This window comes from Pseudomonas sp. B23(2017) (assembly GCF_002113725.1).
Classification (GTDB): domain Bacteria; phylum Pseudomonadota; class Gammaproteobacteria; order Pseudomonadales; family Pseudomonadaceae; genus Aquipseudomonas; species Aquipseudomonas putida_Z.
Map to the genome: position 1 here is coordinate 87,097 of NZ_NEJM01000002.1, position 19,511 is coordinate 106,607.

Genomic DNA, 19,511 nt, shown 5'->3' on the forward strand with positions numbered 1-19,511 from the left:
TCAATCCTTGGGTTTGGAGGTGGAAGGGTCGTCGTGCAGGTGGCGCGACAGGTACACGCCCTGCGCTACCAGGAACATCACGGTCATGCCCAGGCTGCCGAACACCTTGAAGTCGACCCAGAAGTCCTGGAAGGTGAAGGCGACGAACAGGTTGGCCGCGCCGCAGAACAAGAAGAAGCCGATCCAGGCCAGGTTCAGGCGGGTCCAGATGGCATCGGGCAGGCTCAGGGCGTGGCCCATGATGCGCTTGATCAGCACCCGGTCGCCGATGAAGTGGCTGCCGGCGAAGCCCAGGGCGAACAGCCAGTTCACCACTGGCGCCTTCCACTTCAGGAAGGTTTCGCTGTGGAAGGTCAGGGTCAGGCCGCCGAACACCAGGCAGGCCACCAGGGTCAGCCACTGGCCCTTTTCCAGCTTGCGCTGGCGCAGGAACAGCGCGCCGTAGACCACCAGCGAGCTGATGATCAGCATGGCCGTGGCGCTGTAGATGCCGCCGAATTCGAAGCTGTGGCCGGCGACTTCAATGGGGCGCGGGTCGAGCTTGTAGACGATGAAGAACAGCAGCAGCGGGATGAAATCGATGAATTGTTTCACAATGGCAGCCAGAATCAGGATGTGACGGCATAATAACAAACATCGATTCCAGCGAAAGCGCTCCTCCATGAATGTTGATCTGCACTGTCACAGCACGGCCTCCGACGGCGCCCTGTCGCCCTCGATACTGGTCGCCCGAGCCCATGAGCATGGGGTGCAAACGCTGGCACTGACCGACCATGACACCATCGAAGGCCTGCCCGAGGCGCGCCAGGCGTGCCGCGACCAGGGCATGCATTGGGTCAGCGGGGTGGAGCTGTCGTGCACCTGGGGTGGCGCGACCATCCATGTGCTGGGCTATGACTTCCCGCTCGACGCACCGCCCCTGCTGGCGGCGATCGAAGCGCTGCACCGTGGCCGCTGGCTGCGCGCCGAAGAAATCGACAAACGGCTGGCGGCCAAGGGCATGCCCGGTACCCTCGACGGCGCACGCGCCGTGCAGCACGAACTGGGCGATAGCGGCAACGCCCCGGCGCGCCCGCATTTTGCCGAGTACCTGGTGCGTGCCGGGCACGTAAAGGACCGCGGCGAGGCGTTTCGCAAATGGCTGGGCGCCGGCAAGCTGGGGGACGTCAAGCAGCACTGGCCTACCCTTGATGAAACCGTCGCCACCCTGCGCCAGTCCAACGCTTGGGTGAGCCTGGCGCATCCCATGCACTACGATCTGACCCGCAGCAAGCGCAGAAGGCTGATTGCCGACTATATTCAGGCAGGCGGGCAGGCGCTTGAAGTGGTCAACGGGATGATGCCTGCCGAGCAGGTGGGCACCATGTCCATCCTCACCCGTGAGTTCGGCCTGCTGGCAAGCGCTGGCAGTGACTTCCACGGCCCCGGCACCTGGGGCGAGATCGGTGCCTACCGGCCTTTGCCCGAGGACCTGCCACCTCTGTGGCGCCGATTCAACCATGAACAGCCTTTGGCGGTATGAACAGGACGACTACGTGAGCCAATTTTTCCAGATTCATCCGGAGAACCCGCAGCAGCGCCTGATCAAGCAGGCCGTCGAGATTATCCGCAAGGGCGGTGTGGTGGTGTACCCGACGGATTCGGCCTACGCGCTGGGTTGCCAGATGGGGGACAAGGCGGCCATCGAACGGGTGCGGCGCCTGCGCGGGCTGGACAAGACCCACAACTTCACCCTGATGTGCTGCGACATGTCGCAGCTGGGGTTGTACGCCAAGGTCGATACCGGCACCTTCCGTCTGCTCAAGGCACATGTGCCGGGGCCTTACACGTTCATCCTCAATGGCACGCGCGAAGTGCCGCGGCTGCTGTTGCACGATAAACGCCGCACCATCGGGCTACGGGTGCCGGCCCATGCCATCACCCTGGCCTTGCTGGCTGAGCTGGGCGAGCCGTTGATGAGTGTGAGCCTGATCCTGCCGGGCGACACCGAGCCAATGACCGATCCTTACGAGATCCGTGAGCGCCTGGAGCACCATGTCGACCTTGTGATCGACGGCGGTTTCGGTGACCTCAAGGCATCGACCATCATCGACCTGTCCGGTGATGAGCCGGAACTGGTCCGTGAAGGCTGCGGCGACCCCACGCCGTTCCTGGTCAACGCGTGAGCCAGGTGGAAGCGCCCGAGGCGCCGGCCGAACAGGCCGAGGTGCCTCGCCAACTGCAATTGGCCCTGGTCTATGGCGAAGCCCTGACCGAGCTGCCGCTGGACCTGTACATCCCGCCGGACGCCCTGGAAGTCATCCTCGAAGCCTTCGAAGGGCCGCTGGACCTGTTGCTGTACCTGATCCGCAAGCAGAACATCGACATCCTCGACATCCCGGTGGCGGAAATCACCCGCCAGTACATGGGCTACGTGGAGCTGATGAAGAGCGTGCGCCTGGAGCTGGCCGCCGAATACCTGGTGATGGCTGCCATGCTCGCCGAGATCAAATCGCGCATGTTGCTGCCGCGCTCGGCCGACGTCGAGGAGGAGGAGGGCGACCCGCGCGCCGAACTGATCCGCCGGCTGCAAGAGTACGAGCGTTTCAAGGCCGCCGCCGAAGGTATCGATGAATTTCCACGGGTTGGCCGCGAGGTGGTGGTGCCGCGCCTGGAGGCGCCGCAGGCCAAGGTGCGCAAGCTGTTGCCCCAGGTCAGCCTGGAAGAGCTGCTGGTGTCGATGGCCGAGGTGATGCGCCGCAACGACCTGTTCGAAAGCCATCAGATCACCCGCGAGACCTTGTCCACCCGCGAACGCATGAGCCAGGTGCTGGAACGCCTGAAGGGCGGCGGTTTCGTGCCGTTCGTCGAGCTGTTCGCCGCCGAGGAGGGCAAGCTGGGTGTGGTGGTGACGTTCATGGCGATTCTCGAGCTGGTGAAGGAATCGCTGATCGAACTGGTGCAGAATGAACCCTTCGCCGCCATCCACGTGCGGCTTCGCCCGGCGCTTGTTGAAGAACCTGATGAACCTGAATGAACCCCGCGACCTGGCGTCGCTGATCGAGGCCTTCCTGCTGGCTTCGGGCAAGCCGCAATCCCTGGAGCGCCTGTACGAACTGTTCGAGGAAGCCGAGCGACCGGAGCCCAAGGTCTTCAGGCAGGCTCTGGAGCTGCTGGGCAAGTCGTGCAATGGCCGTGCCTTCGAGCTCAAGGAGGTGGCCAGCGGTTACCGCCTGCAGATTCGCGAGGACTTTGCGCCGTGGGTCGGGCGCCTGTGGGAAGAACGCCCGCAGCGCTACTCGCGCGCGCTGCTGGAAACCCTGGCCCTGATCGCCTACCGCCAGCCCATCACCCGTGGCGAAATCGAGGATGTGCGTGGCGTGGCGGTGAACAGCAACATCATCAAGACCCTGATGGAGCGCGAGTGGATCCGCGTGGTCGGCTACCGCGAAGTGCCCGGGCGGCCGGCGATGTTCGCCACTACCAAGGCGTTTCTCGACCATTTCAACCTCAAGAGCCTGGACGAGCTGCCAGCCTTGGCCGAGCTGCGGGAGATGGAGCCCGAGCCGCTGCTCGACCCGGATGATGCGCCAGTGCCGGCGCACCTGCAGGCATTGGCGGATGCCAGCCTTGGGGAAGAGGAAGAGGTTGCCGAGCCGAAGGAGGAGACCAGCTTCCGTAGCCTGCTGGTGGAGCTGGATGCCATGGAAGAGGGGCTGAAGACCGATTTCGATGATTTGCGCGAGGAAGAGGCTGAGGCTGCTGTGGAAGAGGACGGCAAGTTGCAGCCCTGAGTCTTCTGTTGTCTGTGCTGGCCCTTTCGCGGGTAAACCCGCTCCCACAGCGATATCACAGGTCCTGAGAGTGATGCGGTACCTGTGGGAGCGGGTTTACCCGCGAAGAGGCCGGTACTGCCAATACATAACCATTAGGCAGAAACCCCTCGCAATGCCCACAAAACCCTCTACCCTCCAGTGCGTTCCCCCGCCGAACCGCGTATGATGCGCGACCTTTTGGCGCGTTCGTCGCCAGAACCCTTATTTCATTCCTACACCGGGAGGTGCCCAGATGAGTGAGCAAGACCTGCAAGATACCGAAATCACCCCTCCATCCGGCGAAAAGCTGCAGAAAGTGCTGGCGCGCATTGGCGTTGGCTCGCGCCGTGACGTCGAGGCCTGGATCAGCCAGGGCCGCATCAAGGTCAACGGCGTCGAGGCCACCCTCGGCCAGCGCGTCGACCTGCACGACGCCATTGCCGTGGATGGCAAGCTGATCAAGCGCGAAGAGGCCGCCGAGGCCACCCGCCGGGTGATCATGTACAACAAGCCCGATGGCGAAATCTGCACCCGTGACGACCCGGAAGGCCGCCCGACCGTGTTCGACCGCCTGCCACGGCCGAAAGAAGGCCGCTGGATCAACATTGGCCGCCTCGACATCAACACCACCGGCCTGCTGCTGTTCACCACCGACGGTGAACTGGCCAACCGCCTGATGCACCCGTCCTACGAGATGGACCGTGAATACGCGGTACGTGTGCGTGGTGAGGTCGACGACGAGATGATCGAGCGCCTGAAGGCCGGCGTGATGCTGGAAGATGGCCCGGCCAAGTTCACCGACATCCAGAAGGCACCCGGTGGCGAAGGCTTCAACCACTGGTACCACTGCGTGGTGATGGAAGGCCGCAACCGTGAAGTGCGTCGCCTGTGGGAGTCTCAGGGCATGGTGGTCAGCCGCCTGAAGCGCGTGCGTTTCGGCCCGGTGTTCCTCAACTCCGACCTGCCGATGGGCCGCTGGCGTGAAATGAGCCAGGGCGAAATCGACATCCTCGCTGCTGAAGTGGGCCTGCAGCCGGTGGCGCTGCCAGCCATGAAGCTCAAGGCCAAGGACAAGATGGAGCGCCTGCAGCGCAAATCGACCCGCCCGCTGGGCCGTGGCGAGCGCGTGCGCAACCTGCGCCCGGCTCACGAAGGTGCTGCTGCCGGCGAACGCCCGGCGCGCCAGCCGCGTGAAGAGGCCCCGCGCAAGACCGGCCGTGGCAGCACCGTGGCCGAACGCCCGAGCGAGATGCGCAAGCGTCCGGCCAAGCCTGAAGGTGACAAGCCGGCAGGGCGTGGCCGCGGCAAACCGCGTGGCTGATTGGCCTTTGCGTTGAAAGAGAACCAGCCTTCGGGCTGGTTTTTTATGCCTGTGAGATTTTGGGGCTGCTGCGCAGCCCATCGCGACACAAGGCCGCTCCTACTGAAATTGACGCGGTCCCTGTAGGAGCGGCCTTGTGTCGCGATGGGCCGCAAAGCGGCCCCAAGACATTGAACAAAAAGAATTTTCGGACGACTGGCAAGTTCCCGAACCACCCTGTAAAGAAAACTGTACGAATGTGGACGGTTTCAGCCCGGATTTCAGATTAGGTCGAATCGTGTAAACAAACCTTGCCGCCGACTCCCCGTCAAAACAGCCAGCCAAGCCCCGCCCCACGGTGTTATAGCCGCCATTGCCGTGTGCAAAAGCCTGTCCACAGAGCCAGGCTGACAAAACAACAAATGGAGGCGCCATGTACGCCGATCACTTCGCCTTTCAAGGCCCACACCACAGGATCGCTGCGTTTTTTCCCGAGGAAACGATGCAACGCGTTGACGCCTGCGCGTTTGCAGGGGTATACAGTGCGCCGCGTTTTACCTGTGACTCCCTTGCGTACCGCGCACTCTTGATCACGCCTGGTTGACCCGCCCCGGCGGCACCTGAGGTCAGGAAACCCAAGGTAACCACCTTGCCCATTCCGCTGCGCCACGAGCGCGGTGGGTCCGATTCCGTCACAGATAAAAACAATGCAGGTGACTTCGTTCATGAGTGGACAAAACATGCATTCAGGCGAGCTCAAGCGGGGCCTGAAGAACCGCCATATCCAGTTGATCGCCCTCGGCGGTGCGATTGGTACCGGCCTGTTCCTCGGCTCGGCAGGCGTGATGAAATCCGCTGGCCCGTCGATGATCCTTGGCTACGCCATCTGCGGCTTCATCGCCTTCATGATCATGCGCCAGCTCGGCGAAATGATCGTCGAAGAGCCGGTGGCCGGCTCGTTCAGCCATTTCGCCCACACCTACTGGGGTGGTTTCGCCGGCTTCCTGTCGGGCTGGAACTGCTGGGTGCTGTACATCCTGGTGGGCATGTCGGAGCTTTCGGCGGTCGGCAAGTATGTCCACTACTGGTGGCCGGAGATCCCCACTTGGGTCACGGCGGCAGCGTTCTTCGTGCTGATCAACGCCATCAACCTGATGAACGTGAAGTTCTTCGGTGAGGCAGAATTCTGGTTTGCCATCATCAAGGTGGTGGCCATCGTCAGCATGATCGGCCTGGGTGCCTACCTGCTGACCAGCGGCAGCGGCGGCCCTGAAGCCACCGTGGCCAACCTGTGGTCGCACGGCGGCTTCTTCCCGAACGGTGTCAGCGGGCTGGTGATGGCCCTGGCCTTCATCATGTTCTCCTTCGGTGGCCTGGAAATGCTCGGCTTCACCGCTGCCGAGGCCGACAAGCCGAAGACCGTGATCCCCAAGGCGATCAACCAGGTCATCTACCGTATCCTGATCTTCTATGTCGGTGCCCTGGTGGTGCTGCTGTCGCTGACCCCATGGGACAACCTGGTCGCCAGCATCGATGCGTCCGGCGGCAGCTATGGCAGCAGCCCGTTCGTGCAGGTGTTCTCGCTGCTGGGCAGTGACGTGGCTGCGCACCTGCTGAACTTCGTGGTCCTGACTGCAGCGCTGTCGGTGTACAACAGCGGCACCTACTGCAACGCCCGCATGCTGCTGGGCATGGCCGAACAAGGTGACGCCCCGGCGTCGCTGGCCAAGGTCGACAGCCGCGGTGTACCGGTGCGCTCGATCTTGGTGTCGGCAGGCGTGACGCTGATCGCGGTGCTGCTCAACTACCTGATGCCGCAAAACGCGCTGGAGCTGCTGATGTCGCTGGTGGTGGCCACCCTGGTGATCAACTGGGCGATGATCAGCTACTCGCACCTGAAGTTCCGCCAGCACCTGGACCGCACTGGCCAGAAGCCGCTGTTCAAGGCGCTGTGGTACCCCTATGGCAACTACATCTGCCTGGCGTTCGTGGTGCTGATTCTGGGCATCATGGCGATGATCCCGGGTATCCAGGTTTCCGTGTATGCGATCCCGGTGTGGCTGTTCGCCATGTTCGTGGTCTACATGGTCAAGCCGCGTCGCAGGGCGCAGGCCCTTGGGGCTGCTGGTAGCGTGGCCAAGTAAGGCGCTGCAGGTAGCGTACAAATAACCCGAAGTCAGGAACTGGCTTCGGGTTTTTTATTGCCTGTACCGGCCTTTTCGCGGGTAAACCCGCTCCCACAGGGACATCACCTGACCTGAAAGCAGCGCTATACCTGTGGGAGCGGGTTTACCCGCGAAGAGGCCGGTACAGGCAAAAATCAGATCTGCTCCAGCAACCAGCTGCGAAACGCCCGCAGCGACGGCAACGCCTCATTGCGCGGTGGGTAGATCAGGTAATAACTGCGCTGACTGGCAAATGCCACCCCGGGGCTGTATAGCTCACCCTTGGCCAGTTCTTCCTCCACCAGTATGCGCGGCACCAGGCCGATGCCGATCCCGGCGCGTACCGCCTGGATCAGGTGCGAGGTCAGCTCGAAGCTCGGCCCCAGGCGCATCGCCCGGTGCGCCAGGCCATGGTGCGAAAACCACTCGCCCCAGGCATGCGGGTTGTTGGCCACATTCAGCAGCACCTCTTCACTGATGCGGGCCGGGCTCCAGCCCTGGCTGTCCGCGCCAGCCTCCGGCGGCAATATCACCACCAGTTCCTCGGCATGCAGGCGATGGCAGATCAACCCCGGCAGGTCGTGGCTGGCCACGCCGATGGCGGCATCGATCTCGCTGGTGTCGAAGTTGATGGCTTCGATGCGTGAATGTATGTGCACCAGCATGCCCGGGTGGGCGCTGTAGAAGGCGTGCAGCCGTGGTAGCAGCCATTTCGAGCCGAAGGTGGGCAAGGTGGCCAGGCGCAAGGTGCCCACCCCCGACTGGTAGGCCAGTGCCTGCAAGGTGGCGCTGCGGATGCGCCCCAGTGCCTCGCTGAGCTCGCGCTGGTACAGGCGGCCGACATCGGTCAGCTGCACCTGGCGCCCCTCGCGGCGGAACAGGGTCAGGCCCAGTTGCTGCTCCAGCGCCTGCACCTGGCGGCTGACCGCGCTCTGGGTCAGCGACAGCTCGGCGGCGGCGCGGGTGTAGCTTTCATGCCGGGCGGCAGCCTCGAAAGCCAGTAGCAGCGACATGGATGGGGTCAGATGGCGGTAATTCATTCATGAAAGTCATTAATAGCGGCAGGATTATCCGTTTGCCCCGAAAGCGAAACTACAGGAACATTGGCCTGCACGTCACCTCCGCATGCCATCACCCATGCCGGAACGACAGGAATCCCGTGAATTAGCCAATATCAAGAGGCCATCCTTCGATGATCGCCCAGCTGTCGACCGTTGCCCCGAGCGCCAACTACCCCGAATTCCTCGAAGCCCTGCGCAACAGCGGCTTCCGTGGCCAGATCAGTGCCGACTACGGTACCCGCACGGTGCTGGCCACCGACAACTCGATCTACCAGCGCTTGCCACAGGCGGCGGTGTTCCCGCTGGACGCCGACGATGTGGCGCGGGTCGCCACGCTGATGGCCGAGGAGCGCTTCCAGCAGGTCAAGCTGACCCCGCGCGGCGGTGGTACCGGCACCAACGGGCAGTCGCTGACCGACGGTATCGTCGTCGACCTGTCGCGGCACATGAACAAGATCCTCGAAATCAACGTCGAGGAACGCTGGGTGCGGGTGCAGGCCGGTACCGTCAAGGACCAGCTCAACGCCGCGCTCAAGCCGCACGGGCTGTTCTTCGCCCCCGAGCTATCCACCTCCAACCGCGCCACTGTCGGCGGCATGATCAACACTGATGCCAGTGGCCAGGGCAGCTGCACCTATGGCAAGACCCGCGACCACGTACTGGAGCTGCACAGCGTGCTGCTCGGTGGCGAGCGCCTGCACAGCCTGCCGATCGACGATGCCGCGCTGGAACAGGCCTGTGCCGCGCCCGGCCGGGTCGGCGAGGTGTACCGCATGGCGCGGGAAATCCAGGAAACCCAGGCCGACCTCATCGAAACCACCTTCCCCAAGCTCAACCGTTGCCTGACCGGCTACGACCTGGCGCACCTGCGCGACGAGCAGGGCCGCTTCAACCTCAACAGCGTGCTGTGCGGTGCCGAGGGCTCGCTGGGCTATGTGGTCGAAGCCAAGCTCAATGTGCTGCCGATCCCCAAGTACGCCGTGCTGGTCAACGTGCGCTACACCAGCTTCATGGATGCCCTGCGTGACGCCAACGCGCTGATGGCGCACAAGCCGCTGTCGATCGAGACCGTCGACTCCAAGGTGCTGATGCTGGCGATGAAGGACATCGTCTGGCACAGCGTTGCCGAATACTTCCCGGCCGACCCCGAGCGCCCGACCCTGGGCATCAACCTGGTGGAGTTCTGCGGCGACGAGCCGGCCGAGGTCAATGCCAAGGTGCAAGCGTTCATCCAGCACCTGCAGAGCGACACCAGCGTCGAGCGGCTGGGCCACACCCTGGCCGAGGGCGCCGAGGCGGTGACCCGCGTTTACACCATGCGTAAACGTTCGGTGGGCCTGCTGGGCAACGTCGAGGGCGAAGTACGCCCGCAACCGTTCGTGGAAGACACCGCGGTACCGCCGGAGCAACTGGCCGACTACATCGCCGACTTCCGTGCACTGCTCGATGGCTACGGCCTGGCCTACGGCATGTTCGGCCACGTCGATGCCGGGGTGCTGCACGTGCGCCCGGCACTGGACATGAAGGACCCGGCCCAGGCCGCACTGGTCAAGCCGATTTCCGACGCCGTGGCGGCGCTGACCAAAAGCTATGGCGGCTTGCTGTGGGGCGAGCACGGCAAGGGCCTGCGTTCGGAATACGTGCCGGAGTACTTCGGCGAGCTGTACCCGGCGCTGCAGCGCCTGAAGGGCGCTTTCGACCCGCACAACCAGCTCAACCCCGGCAAGATCTGCACCCCGCCAGGCAGCGCCGAGGGCCTGACCAAGGTCGATGGCGTGACCCTGCGCGGCGACCTCGACCGCACCATCGACGAACGCGTATGGCAGGACTTCCCTAGCGCCGTGCACTGCAACGGCAACGGCGCCTGCTACAACTACGACCCCAACGACGCCATGTGCCCGTCGTGGAAGGCCACCCGTGAACGCCAGCATTCGCCCAAGGGCCGCGCCTCGCTGATGCGCGAATGGCTGCGCCTGCAGGGCGAGGCCAACATCGACGTGCTGGCGGCGGCGCGCAACAAGGTGTCGTGGCTCAAGGGCCTGCCGGCACGCCTGCGCAACAACCGTGCGCGCAGCCAGGGCCAGGAGGACTTCTCCCATGAGGTGTATGACGCCATGGCCGGCTGCCTGGCGTGCAAGTCGTGCGCCGGGCAGTGCCCGATCAAGGTCAATGTGCCGGACTTCCGCTCGCGCTTCCTCGAGCTGTACCACGGCCGCTACCAGCGCCCGCTGCGTGACTACCTGATCGGTTCGCTCGAGTTCACCATCCCGTACCTGGCTCACGCGCCAGGGCTGTACAACGCGGTGATGGGCTCGAAGTGGGTGAGCAAGCTGCTGGCCGACAAGGTCGGCATGGTCGACAGCCCGCTGATCAGTCGCTTCAACTTCCAGGCCACCCTGACCCGCTGCCGCGTCGGCGTGGCCAGCGTGCCGGCCCTGCGTGAACTGACCCCGGCCCAGCGCGAGCGCAGCATCGTGCTGGTGCAGGATGCCTTTACCCGTTACTTCGAGACGCCGCTGCTGTCGGCCTTCATCGATCTGGCGCACCGCCTGGGCCACCGGGTGTTCCTGGCGCCGTACAGTGCCAACGGCAAGCCACTGCACGTTCAGGGCTTCCTTGGTGCGTTCGCCAAGGCGGCGATCCGCAATGCCACCCAGCTCAAGGCCCTGGCCGAGTGCGGCGTGCCGCTGGTGGGCCTGGACCCGGCGATGACCCTGGTGTATCGCCAGGAATACCAGAAGGTGCCGGGCCTGGATGGCTGCCCGCAGGTGCTGTTGCCGCAGGAGTGGTTGATGGATGTGCTGCCGGAGCAGGCACCGACCGCGCCGGGCAATTTCCGCCTGATGGCGCACTGCACCGAGAAGACCAACGTGCCGGCCAGCACCAGGCAGTGGGAGCAGGTGTTCGCCCGCCTTGGCCTGAAGCTGGTGACCGAGGCGACTGGCTGCTGCGGTATGTCCGGTACCTATGGGCACGAGGCGCGTAACCAGGACACTTCGCGGACCATCTTCGAGCAGTCGTGGGCGACCAAGCTGGACAAGGAAGGCGAGCCGCTGGCGACCGGTTACTCGTGCCGCAGCCAGGTCAAGCGCATGACCGAGCGGCAGATGCGCCACCCGCTGGAAGTGGTGCTGCAGTACGCTCAGCGCTGACCTTCACGGCCCCGGGGGCTGCCTTGCAGCCCATCGCGACACAAGGCCGCTCCTACAAGAGATCGCGTTTTTCTTGTAGGAGCGGCCTTGTGTCGCGAAAGGGGCGCAACGCGCCCCCCCCTGTTTTTAAAGACCCCGCTGACGCCGCACCTGCCTGTACAGATACAGGCTCAACACCAGCCCGCAAGCCGCCGCCGCTGCCGCAAACAGAAACATCGAAGCAAACCCGAACCCTGCCGCCACCGCGCCAACCAGCGGCCCGGTCACCCCCAGCGACAAATCGATGAACAGCGAATAAGCCCCCACCGCCGCCCCGCGGTTGGCCGCCGACACCTGGTTCACCGCCTCCACCCCCAGTGCCGGGAACACCAGTGAGAAGCCGAACCCGCTCAGCGCGGCCCCCGCCAACGCCAGTTCGGCGCTGGGCGCCAGCCACAGCATCAGCAGCCCGAGCGTTTCCACTGACAGGCAGGCGATCGCCACCCGGAACCCGCCAAGCCGGTTGATCAGGTTGCCGAACAGCAGTCGCGCACTGATGAAGCTGGCGCCGAACAGGCTCAGCGTCAGTGCCGCATTGGCCCAGCCACGGCTGGCGTAATACAAGGTGATGAAGGTGGCGATGGTGCCAAAGCCGATCGAGCCCAAGGCAAGCCCCGAGCCGTGCGGGAACACCTTGCCCAGCACCCGCAGGAACGGCAGGCGCACGCCACTGACGATCGGTGCGGCCTGTTTGGGCCAGGCCAGCAGCAACCCGAGCGCACACAGCAGGATGATGCTCACGCCCATGCTCCACAGGCCCAGGCTCTTGACCATCAGCACGCCCAGCGGAGCGCCGATGGCCAGCGCGCCATAGCTGGCGATGCCGTTCCAGGAAATGACCTTGGCCGTGTTTTCGGCACCTACGCGGCCGATGCCCCAGCCAATCGCACCGGAGCCCACCAGGCTTTCCGCACTGCCGAGCACCAGGCGGCCGACCAGCAGGCAGGCCAGGCTCAGCCAGGGCAGGTGGGTGAGGAAGGCGCAGGCCAGCATGAACACCCCGCTGAGCCCGCAGCCGACCAGGCCATACATGACTGCCTTCTTGCTGCCGTGGTTGTCGATGATGCGGCTGGCGGTGGGCCGGCTGAGCAGGGTGGCCAGGTACTGCACGCTGATCACCAGGCCCGCGACCACGGCACTGAAGCCCAGATCGTTGTGCACATAGCCGGGCAATACGGCCAGCGGGATGCCGATGTTCAGGTAGCCGATGAAGGTGAAGAGGACGATGGAGACGACTTGCAGGGTGACCGCAAGGGGGCGCGGTGAGTGGGGCATGAGGGCCTACGTGGGTTCTGGACGGTGTGAAAACGTGATGACGGGGGTAGCCCGCAGGTCAGCCGTTTTCACACAGTCGGGGATGCGCGGTTATTCCTGGTCAGCGCTGGATTGATCGTCACCATCCTGCTCGACGGCAGCTGCCGGTTCGGCGTGAACGGTCACGGTTGGCTCTTCTGGGTTCAGGCTTGGGAAGGGAAGATTCGGGATTTCATGCATCTCGTCGTTCCTCGCAAGTGTGAGTGAAAAGTCTGCGCCAGGCGCGTTTGAAGCTTCGCAAAGCTGGGGCAGGATACACAAGTCTGGATGACAGTTTGGATTTTTTAGCGGTCGCTTGTCGGTTTTGCGGGCGAACAGCGGACATTATTCCTGCAAAAAACTGGGGCCCCTGTGGGAGCGGGTTTACCCGCGAACACCGGCGAAGCCGGTGCCATGCACCGCGTTGTCTGCTTCGCGGGTGAACCCGCTCCCACAGGCCCCAGTTTCTCAGTGCTTACTTGCGGCCTTCAGCCGTCTCCGCCACCTTGTCGGTGCGTGCGCACATGATGAAGTCATTGCGGTGCAGGCCTTTGATCGAGTGGCTCCACCAGGTCACGGTGACCTTGCCCCACTCGGTCAGCAGGCCCGGGTGGTGGCCTTCGGCCTCGGCGATCTCGCCCACGGCATTGGTGAACGCCAGGGCGTGCTTGAAGTTCTTGAACAGGAACACGCGCTCCAGCTCCATGTGGCCGTCACGTACTTCGATGTTCCAGTCCGGGATTTCGCGAATCAGCTCGGCCAGCTCTTCGTCGGTGACCTTTGGTGCGTCGGCGCGGCAGGCTTCGCAATGGGCTTGGTTCAAGGCATTCATGTGGTGTTTTCCGGTTCGAGTTGTTATCGGCAAGGTCGCTCAGGCAGCGACCTTGGGTGGAAACTTCGGTGCGTGCAGGCCCAGCTGCATGGCTTTGTGAACCATGCCCATGATGTCTTCGTGGGCCAGGTCGAACAGGCACTTCATGTTCGGCAGCACGAAATACAGTGGCTGCAGGATGTCGATGCGATACGGTGTGCGCATGGCCTCGATCGGATCGAAGGCCTGGTGCTCGGGCTCGCCAGACAGACTGTAGACGGTCTCCTTTGGCGACGAGAGGATGCCGCCGCCATAGATCTTGCGGCCCTGCGCGGTTTCCATCAGGCCGAACTCGATGGTCATCCAGTACAGGCGCGCCAGGTAGACGCGTTGTTCCTTGGTCGCGGCCAGGCCGAGCTTGCCGTAGGTATGGGTGAATTCGGCGAACCAGGGGTTGGTCAGCAGCGGGCAGTGGCCGAAGATCTCGTGGAAGATATCGGGCTCTTGCAGGTAGTCCAGCTCTTCCGGGGTGCGGATGAAAGTGGCCACCGGGAAGCGCTTGCTGGCCAGCAGTTCGAAGAAGGTCTGGAAGGGGATCAGCGCCGGGACCCGGGCAACCTGCCAACCGGTGGTGGCGCCCAGCACCTTGTTGATCTCGCCCAGTTGCGGAATACGGTCATGGGGCAGCTTGAGCTGGTCGATGCCGTCCAGGTATTCCTGGCACGCGCGGCCTTCGATCACTTTCAGCTGACGGGTGATCAGGGTGTTCCATACCGCATGCTCTTGCTGCGGGTAATCGATAAAACCATGCGCATCGGGCTCGCGTGCCACGTATTGCGTCTGTTTCATGTGGCTCTCCTGGTGAGGGCTTTTCTTGTTATGTGCAGGACATGCCTTAGGAATATCCCTTCGCTGGCCGCTTTGCACGGGGTGGGCCAGTGGGCGGGTTGGCTTGGGGCGACGTTTTCGTAACGATAATTTTACAAAAAGACGCAGGTGTCGGAAAATCCGAGGCATCTGGCTGAAGCTTCGGCTGTTTTTGTCAGCTTATCTTTACGACTTTTCCGCGCGGTGTTGAAAAACATTGGCGCTTCGAGAGCCCTCATGCGTATCAAAGTGCATTGCCAGAACCGTATTGGCATCCTGCGCGACATCCTCAACCTGCTGGTGGAGTACGGCATCAACGTGCTGCGTGGCGAGGTGGGCGGTGACCATGGCAACGCCATCTACCTGCATTGCCCGAACCTGATCAATCTGCAGTTCCAGGCGCTGCGGCCGAAGTTCGAAGCGATTGCCGGGGTATTCGGTGTCAAGCGCGTGGGGCTGATGCCCAGCGAGCGCCGGCACATGGAGCTGAATGCGCTGCTGGGGGCGCTGGACTTCCCGGTGCTGTCGATCGACATGGGTGGCAGCATCGTCGCCGCCAACCGGGCTGCTGCACAGCTGCTGGGGGTACGGGTGGACGAAGTGCCGGGCATGCCGCTGGCGCGCTATGTGGAGGATTTCGACCTGCCAGAGCTGGTGCGGGCCAACAAGTCGCGCATCAATGGCCTGCGCATCAAGGTCAAGGGCGATGTGTTCCTGGCCGATATCGCGCCGCTGCAGTCCGAGCACGACGACAGCGAGGCGCTGGCTGGCGCGGTGTTGACCCTGCACCGCGCCGACCGTATCGGTGAGCGCATCTACAACGTGCGCAAGCAGGAACTGCGCGGTTTCGACAGTATCTTCCAGAGCTCGCGGGTGATGGCTGCGGTGGTACGCGAGGCGCGGCGCATGGCGCCGCTGGACGCACCATTGCTGATCGAGGGCGAAACCGGCACCGGCAAGGAGTTGCTGGCGCGTGCCTGCCACTTGGCTAGCCCGCGCGGCCAGTCACCGCTGATGGCGCTCAACTGCGCCGGGTTGCCCGAGTCGATGGCCGAGACCGAGCTGTTCGGTTACGGGCCCGGGGCATTCGAAGGGGCGCGGGCCGAGGGCAAGCTGGGGCTGCTGGAGCTGACCGCCGGTGGCACGCTGTTCCTTGACGGGGTAGGGGAGATGAGCCCGCGCCTGCAAGTGAAGCTGCTGCGTTTTCTGCAGGATGGCTGTTTCCGTCGTGTCGGCAGCGATGAAGAGGTGTACCTGGATGTGCGGGTGATCTGCGCGACCCAGGTGGATTTGTCCGAATTGTGTGCCCGTGGCGAGTTTCGTCAGGACCTGTATCACCGGCTCAATGTGTTGTCGCTGCACATTCCGCCATTGCGCGAATGCATGGATGGCCTGGAAGGGCTGGTTCAGCACTTTCTCGACCAGGCCAGCCGACAGATTGGCTGCGCCATGCCGCGCCTGGCGCCGGCGGCGATGGACAAACTTGGCCAGTATCATTGGCCGGGTAATGTAAGGCAGTTGGAAAACGTGTTGTTCCAGGCGGTTTCGTTATGCGAAGGCGGCGTGGTCAAAAGTGAACATATACGTTTGCCGGATTACGGCGTGCGCCAACCGCTGGGTGAGTTTTCGCTGGACGGGGATCTTTCGCAGATTGTCGGGCGCTTTGAAAAAGCGGTGCTGGAAAGTTTGATGGGGGAATTCCCGAGTAGTCGGGCTTTAGGTAAACGACTGGGTGTTTCGCATACGACTATTGCCAACAAGTTGAGGGATTATTCACTTGGCAAGTCTGCAGATTAATCAGGATTTATAAGAGGCGGGACTGCTGCGCAGTCCTTTCGCGACACAAGGCCGCTCCTACAAAGGCCTGCGTACGCCTATCAATGCAGGAGCGGCCTTGTGTCGCGAAAGGGGCCCGCAGGGCCCCCAATTCACAAGGTATCAGCCGTTCGAGCAGCCGTTCCCCATCACGCGGTATTCGAGAATGTGCTTCTGGCCCTTGGAGTCCTCGTAGGTCATGCGGGCTGGCACGACTTCGCACACATTGGGCACTTCGCTCATGGAAATGACGCGGGCAATGTCCAGGTGCTGCGAGTAACTGTACTGTTCAACCGGAATCTGCTCGGCATCTTTGGCTTCGCCGGCCATCGCCGCGCCGCAAAGACTGCCAAGTACCAATACCAGTAAAGCTTTCATTTTCAATTTACCTGTCTAAGGTCGTGAGGGGGCACGCGGCGCTTATGGCGCCGCGAGTATTGCTAGTTTTAACTATCGGGTTTGGATGGGGATTAACGTTTGCCTTCGTGGGGGCTGTTACCAGTTGTTAATCGCCTTGCCGTTGCTGGCGAGGTGAATTTTATGGCTGGGGCCAAGGCCGAAACAGTGGGTCTTTTGATAAAGTGTTTTGACAGAATCTGTAACAATCCGCTGTTAAACGGCCCCATTTTTTCCTCACCAGGGCTGTAAGGTGCGTGCCAGAGCGCTTTGTCGGGACGGGCGTACCAAATTACTACCAACGTCGAATGGCTTTTGTCGCTCTGGTACAGTTACAAACGGTTCCATACAAAAACAACTATTACACCGAGGTAACACAGATGAGTGCGGCTCCACTGTATCCCGTTCGTCCCGAGGTTGCGGCCACCACCCTGACCGACGAGGCCACCTACAAGGCCATGTACCAGCAGTCGGTGATCAACCCGGACGGCTTCTGGCGCGAGCAGGCCCAGCGCATCGACTGGATCAAGCCGTTCACCAAGGTCAAGCAGACCTCCTTCGACGACCACCACGTCGATATCAAATGGTTCGCCGACGGCACTCTGAACGTTTCCTCCAACTGCCTGGACCGCCACCTCGAAGAGCGCGGCGACCAGCTGGCCATCATCTGGGAAGGCGACGACCCTTCCGAACACCGCAACATCACCTACCGCGAACTGCACGAGCAGGTCTGCAAGTTCGCCAACGCCCTGCGTGGCCAGGATGTGCACCGGGGTGACGTGGTCACCATCTATATGCCGATGATCCCCGAGGCCGTGGTCGCCATGCTGGCCTGTGCCCGTATCGGTGCGATCCATTCGGTGGTGTTCGGCGGCTTCTCGCCGGAGGCGCTGGCCGGCCGTATCATCGACTGCAAGTCCAAGGTCGTGATTACCGCCGACGAAGGCGTGCGCGGTGGCCGGCGTACCCCGCTCAAGGCCAACGTCGACCTGGCGCTGACCAACCCTGAAACCAACAGCGTGCAGAAGATCATCGTGTGCAAGCGCACCGGTGGCGACATTGCCTGGCACCAGCACCGCGACATCTGGTACGAAGACCTGATGAAAGTCGCCTCCAGCCACTGCGCGCCAAAAGAGATGGGTGCCGAGGAAGCGCTGTTCATCCTTTATACCTCCGGCTCCACCGGCAAGCCGAAGGGCGTGCTGCACACCACTGGCGGCTACCTGGTATACGCCGCGCTGACCCATGAGCGCGTGTTCGACTATCGCCCGGGCGAGGTGTACTGGTGCACCGCCGACGTGGGTTGGGTCACCGGCCACAGCTACATCGTCTACGGCCCGCTGGCCAACGGCGCCACCACCCTGCTGTTCGAAGGCGTGCCGAACTACCCCGACATCACCCGCGTGTCGAAGATCGTCGACAAGCACAAGGTCAACATCCTGTACACCGCGCCAACCGCCATCCGCGCGATGATGGCCGAAGGGCAGGCTGCTGTTGAAGGTGCCGATGGCTCCAGCCTGCGCCTGCTGGGCTCGGTGGGTGAGCCGATCAACCCCGAAGCCTGGAACTGGTACTACAAGACCGTGGGCAAGGAGCGTTGCCCGATCGTCGACACCTGGTGGCAGACCGAGACCGGCGGCATCCTGATCAGCCCGCTGCCGGGCGCTACCGGCCTCAAGCCGGGCTCGGCAACCCGCCCGTTCTTCGGCGTGGTGCCGGCGCTGGTGGACAACCTGGGCAACCTGATCGAGGGTGCTGCCGAAGGCAACCTGGTGATCCTCGATTCCTGGCCGGGCCAGTCGCGTTCGCTGTACGGCGACCACGACCGTTTCGTCGATACCTACTTCAAGACCTTCCGTGGCATGTACTTCACCGGTGACGGTGCGCGCCGCGACGAGGATGGCTACTACTGGATCACCGGCCGCGTGGATGACGTGCTGAACGTGTCCGGTCACCGCATGGGTACTGCCGAGATCGAAAGTGCCATGGTGGCGCATGCGAAAGTGGCCGAGGCCGCGGTGGTGGGTGTGCCGCACGACATCAAGGGGCAGGGCATCTATGTGTATGTCACCCTCAACGCCGGTATCGAGGCCAGCGAGCAGCTGCGCCTGGAGCTGAAGAACTGGGTGCGCAAGGAAATCGGCCCGATCGCCTCGCCGGATGTGATCCAGTGGGCGCCGGGGCTGCCGAAGACCCGGTCGGGCAAGATCATGCGCCGCATCCTGCGCAAGATTGCCACGGGTGAGTACGATGCCCTGGGCGATATCTCGACCCTGGCCGACCCGGGTGTGGTGCAGCACCTGATCGATACCCACAAGGCCATGAGCCTGGCTTCGGCCTGATAGCGACGCAGGGCGCATGCTGACGGCTTTATGCGATCCCTGTGGGAGCGGCTTTAGCCGCGAAGAACCCAGCGCGGTGGATGGCACCGGCGTTGCCGGTGTTCGCGGCTGAAGCCGCTCCCACAGGGTAAGGCGTGTGCTGTACCTGTGAGATCAGCCAATAAAAACCCCGTCCGGGCAACCGGCGGGGTTTTTTGCTTTACTGTTACCCGACATTCATCGGTAACTGTTCTGTCACCGGCGCCGCACAATATCGGGGCGCCAGGAAACAAATCCGGCCTGTTTCAGTGCGTTTTCGCAGCCTTTTTTGCGACACGGCACGCTGCACTTGCCGTAATACAAGGCTTTGCCAATAATAGGCCCGGGAATTGCTAGTACTATAGGTTCTATTTCTTGCGCTCTTGCATATTTTGCAATGGCTGTCAACATCGCCCGCTGCCGTTTCAAGCGCTTCTGTAAGTAGTTGTCGCTTTGAA

16 protein-coding genes are annotated in these 19,511 nt (G+C 62.9%); 9 read left to right on the forward strand and 7 right to left on the reverse strand.

Annotated elements, in window-relative coordinates; genetic code table 11:
- Positions 1-594 carry a septation protein A gene (locus CAG46_RS03705; protein WP_085618588.1) on the reverse strand — a complete coding sequence of 198 codons (594 nt, stop codon included), beginning with the start codon at positions 592-594 and terminating at the stop codon, positions 1-3.
- 67 nt (positions 595-661) lie between these two features.
- Here CAG46_RS03705 and CAG46_RS03710 point away from each other — a divergent pair, with 67 nt between their 5' ends.
- The 6 genes from CAG46_RS03710 to CAG46_RS03735 all read left to right on the forward strand — a co-directional run bounded on the left by CAG46_RS03710 (position 662) and on the right by CAG46_RS03735 (position 7,238).
- Positions 662-1,522, forward strand: coding sequence for a PHP domain-containing protein (locus CAG46_RS03710; protein ID WP_085618586.1), 861 nt, complete (start codon positions 662-664; stop codon positions 1,520-1,522).
- Between the two features lie 13 nt (positions 1,523-1,535).
- Positions 1,536-2,165 (forward strand): L-threonylcarbamoyladenylate synthase, encoded by a 630-nt coding sequence (locus CAG46_RS03715; protein ID WP_038408376.1) that lies wholly within the window; start codon positions 1,536-1,538, stop codon positions 2,163-2,165.
- A gap of 125 nt (positions 2,166-2,290) precedes the next feature.
- Positions 2,291-3,016, forward strand: coding sequence for a ScpA family protein (locus CAG46_RS03720; protein WP_178080681.1), 726 nt, complete (start codon positions 2,291-2,293; stop codon positions 3,014-3,016).
- Positions 3,003-3,773, forward strand: a complete 771-nt coding sequence (scpB, locus tag CAG46_RS03725; protein WP_085618582.1) for an SMC-Scp complex subunit ScpB — start codon at positions 3,003-3,005, stop codon at positions 3,771-3,773. Before CAG46_RS03720 ends, scpB begins: the two co-directional genes overlap by 14 nt.
- 274 nt (positions 3,774-4,047) lie before the next feature.
- Positions 4,048-5,115: a 23S rRNA pseudouridine(2605) synthase RluB gene (gene rluB, locus CAG46_RS03730; protein WP_075045968.1), complete on the forward strand. Its 1,068-nt coding sequence runs from the start codon at positions 4,048-4,050 to the stop codon at positions 5,113-5,115.
- 704 nt (positions 5,116-5,819) lie between these two features.
- Positions 5,820-7,238, forward strand: a complete 1,419-nt coding sequence (locus CAG46_RS03735; protein ID WP_075047028.1) for an amino acid permease — start codon at positions 5,820-5,822, stop codon at positions 7,236-7,238.
- Positions 7,239-7,414: 176 nt separating this feature from the next.
- Here CAG46_RS03735 and CAG46_RS03740 read toward each other — a convergent pair whose 3' ends face one another.
- A complete protein-coding gene (locus CAG46_RS03740; RefSeq protein WP_013973663.1) occupies positions 7,415-8,299 on the reverse strand; it encodes a LysR substrate-binding domain-containing protein in 885 nt (294 codons plus the stop codon).
- Positions 8,300-8,451: 152 nt separating this feature from the next.
- On the opposite strand from CAG46_RS03740, the gene CAG46_RS03745 reads away from it, so the two are divergent.
- Positions 8,452-11,472 (forward strand): FAD-binding and (Fe-S)-binding domain-containing protein, encoded by a 3,021-nt coding sequence (locus CAG46_RS03745; RefSeq protein WP_085614564.1) that lies wholly within the window; start codon positions 8,452-8,454, stop codon positions 11,470-11,472.
- 126 nt (positions 11,473-11,598) lie between these two features.
- Here CAG46_RS03745 and CAG46_RS03750 read toward each other — a convergent pair whose 3' ends face one another.
- The 4 genes from CAG46_RS03750 to phhA all read right to left on the reverse strand — a co-directional run bounded on the left by CAG46_RS03750 (position 11,599) and on the right by phhA (position 14,464).
- Entirely contained in the window at positions 11,599-12,786 is a 1,188-nt protein-coding gene (locus tag CAG46_RS03750) for an MFS transporter (protein ID WP_025340131.1), read from the reverse strand.
- A gap of 90 nt (positions 12,787-12,876) precedes the next feature.
- The gene (locus CAG46_RS29025; protein ID WP_015271274.1) at positions 12,877-13,005 is read right to left on the reverse strand and encodes a hypothetical protein; all 129 of its coding nucleotides are present in this window, start codon (positions 13,003-13,005) and stop codon (positions 12,877-12,879) included.
- Between the two features lie 274 nt (positions 13,006-13,279).
- A complete protein-coding gene (locus tag CAG46_RS03760; RefSeq protein ID WP_003254532.1) occupies positions 13,280-13,636 on the reverse strand; it encodes a 4a-hydroxytetrahydrobiopterin dehydratase in 357 nt (118 codons plus the stop codon).
- Between the two features lie 39 nt (positions 13,637-13,675).
- The gene (gene phhA / locus CAG46_RS03765) at positions 13,676-14,464 is read right to left on the reverse strand and encodes a phenylalanine 4-monooxygenase (RefSeq protein ID WP_025340130.1); all 789 of its coding nucleotides are present in this window, start codon (positions 14,462-14,464) and stop codon (positions 13,676-13,678) included.
- Positions 14,465-14,719: 255 nt separating this feature from the next.
- On the opposite strand from phhA, the gene CAG46_RS03775 reads away from it, so the two are divergent.
- The gene (locus tag CAG46_RS03775; protein ID WP_025340129.1) at positions 14,720-16,279 is read left to right on the forward strand and encodes a sigma-54-dependent phenylalanine hydroxylase transcriptional regulator PhhR; all 1,560 of its coding nucleotides are present in this window, start codon (positions 14,720-14,722) and stop codon (positions 16,277-16,279) included.
- Between the two features lie 141 nt (positions 16,280-16,420).
- On the opposite strand, the gene CAG46_RS03780 is transcribed toward CAG46_RS03775, so the two are convergent.
- Entirely contained in the window at positions 16,421-16,675 is a 255-nt protein-coding gene (locus tag CAG46_RS03780; protein ID WP_003260110.1) for a DUF2790 domain-containing protein, read from the reverse strand.
- A 398-nt stretch (positions 16,676-17,073) separates the two neighbouring features.
- Between CAG46_RS03780 and acs the strand changes: the two genes are divergently transcribed.
- The gene (gene acs, locus CAG46_RS03785) at positions 17,074-19,035 is read left to right on the forward strand and encodes an acetate--CoA ligase (RefSeq protein WP_015271271.1); all 1,962 of its coding nucleotides are present in this window, start codon (positions 17,074-17,076) and stop codon (positions 19,033-19,035) included.
- Positions 19,036-19,511: the final 476 nt, after the last annotated feature.

Coding starts and splice junctions, on each gene's coding strand:
- CAG46_RS03780 (WP_003260110.1), bottom strand. CDS start 16,675: ATGAAAGCTTTACTGGTATTGGTACTTGGCAGTCTTTGCGGCGCGGCG.
- phhA (WP_025340130.1), bottom strand. CDS start 14,464: ATGAAACAGACGCAATACGTGGCACGCGAGCCCGATGCGCATGGTTTT.
- CAG46_RS03740 (WP_013973663.1), bottom strand. CDS start 8,299: ATGAATTACCGCCATCTGACCCCATCCATGTCGCTGCTACTGGCTTTC.
- CAG46_RS03775 (WP_025340129.1), top strand. CDS start 14,720: ATGCGTATCAAAGTGCATTGCCAGAACCGTATTGGCATCCTGCGCGAC.
- CAG46_RS29025 (WP_015271274.1), bottom strand. CDS start 13,005: ATGCATGAAATCCCGAATCTTCCCTTCCCAAGCCTGAACCCAGAAGAG.
- rluB (WP_075045968.1), top strand. CDS start 4,048: ATGAGTGAGCAAGACCTGCAAGATACCGAAATCACCCCTCCATCCGGC.
- scpB (WP_085618582.1), top strand. CDS start 3,003: ATGAACCTGAATGAACCCCGCGACCTGGCGTCGCTGATCGAGGCCTTC.
- acs (WP_015271271.1), top strand. CDS start 17,074: ATGAGTGCGGCTCCACTGTATCCCGTTCGTCCCGAGGTTGCGGCCACC.
- CAG46_RS03750 (WP_025340131.1), bottom strand. CDS start 12,786: ATGCCCCACTCACCGCGCCCCCTTGCGGTCACCCTGCAAGTCGTCTCC.
- CAG46_RS03745 (WP_085614564.1), top strand. CDS start 8,452: ATGATCGCCCAGCTGTCGACCGTTGCCCCGAGCGCCAACTACCCCGAA.
- CAG46_RS03760 (WP_003254532.1), bottom strand. CDS start 13,636: ATGAATGCCTTGAACCAAGCCCATTGCGAAGCCTGCCGCGCCGACGCA.
- CAG46_RS03710 (WP_085618586.1), top strand. CDS start 662: ATGAATGTTGATCTGCACTGTCACAGCACGGCCTCCGACGGCGCCCTG.
- CAG46_RS03735 (WP_075047028.1), top strand. CDS start 5,820: ATGAGTGGACAAAACATGCATTCAGGCGAGCTCAAGCGGGGCCTGAAG.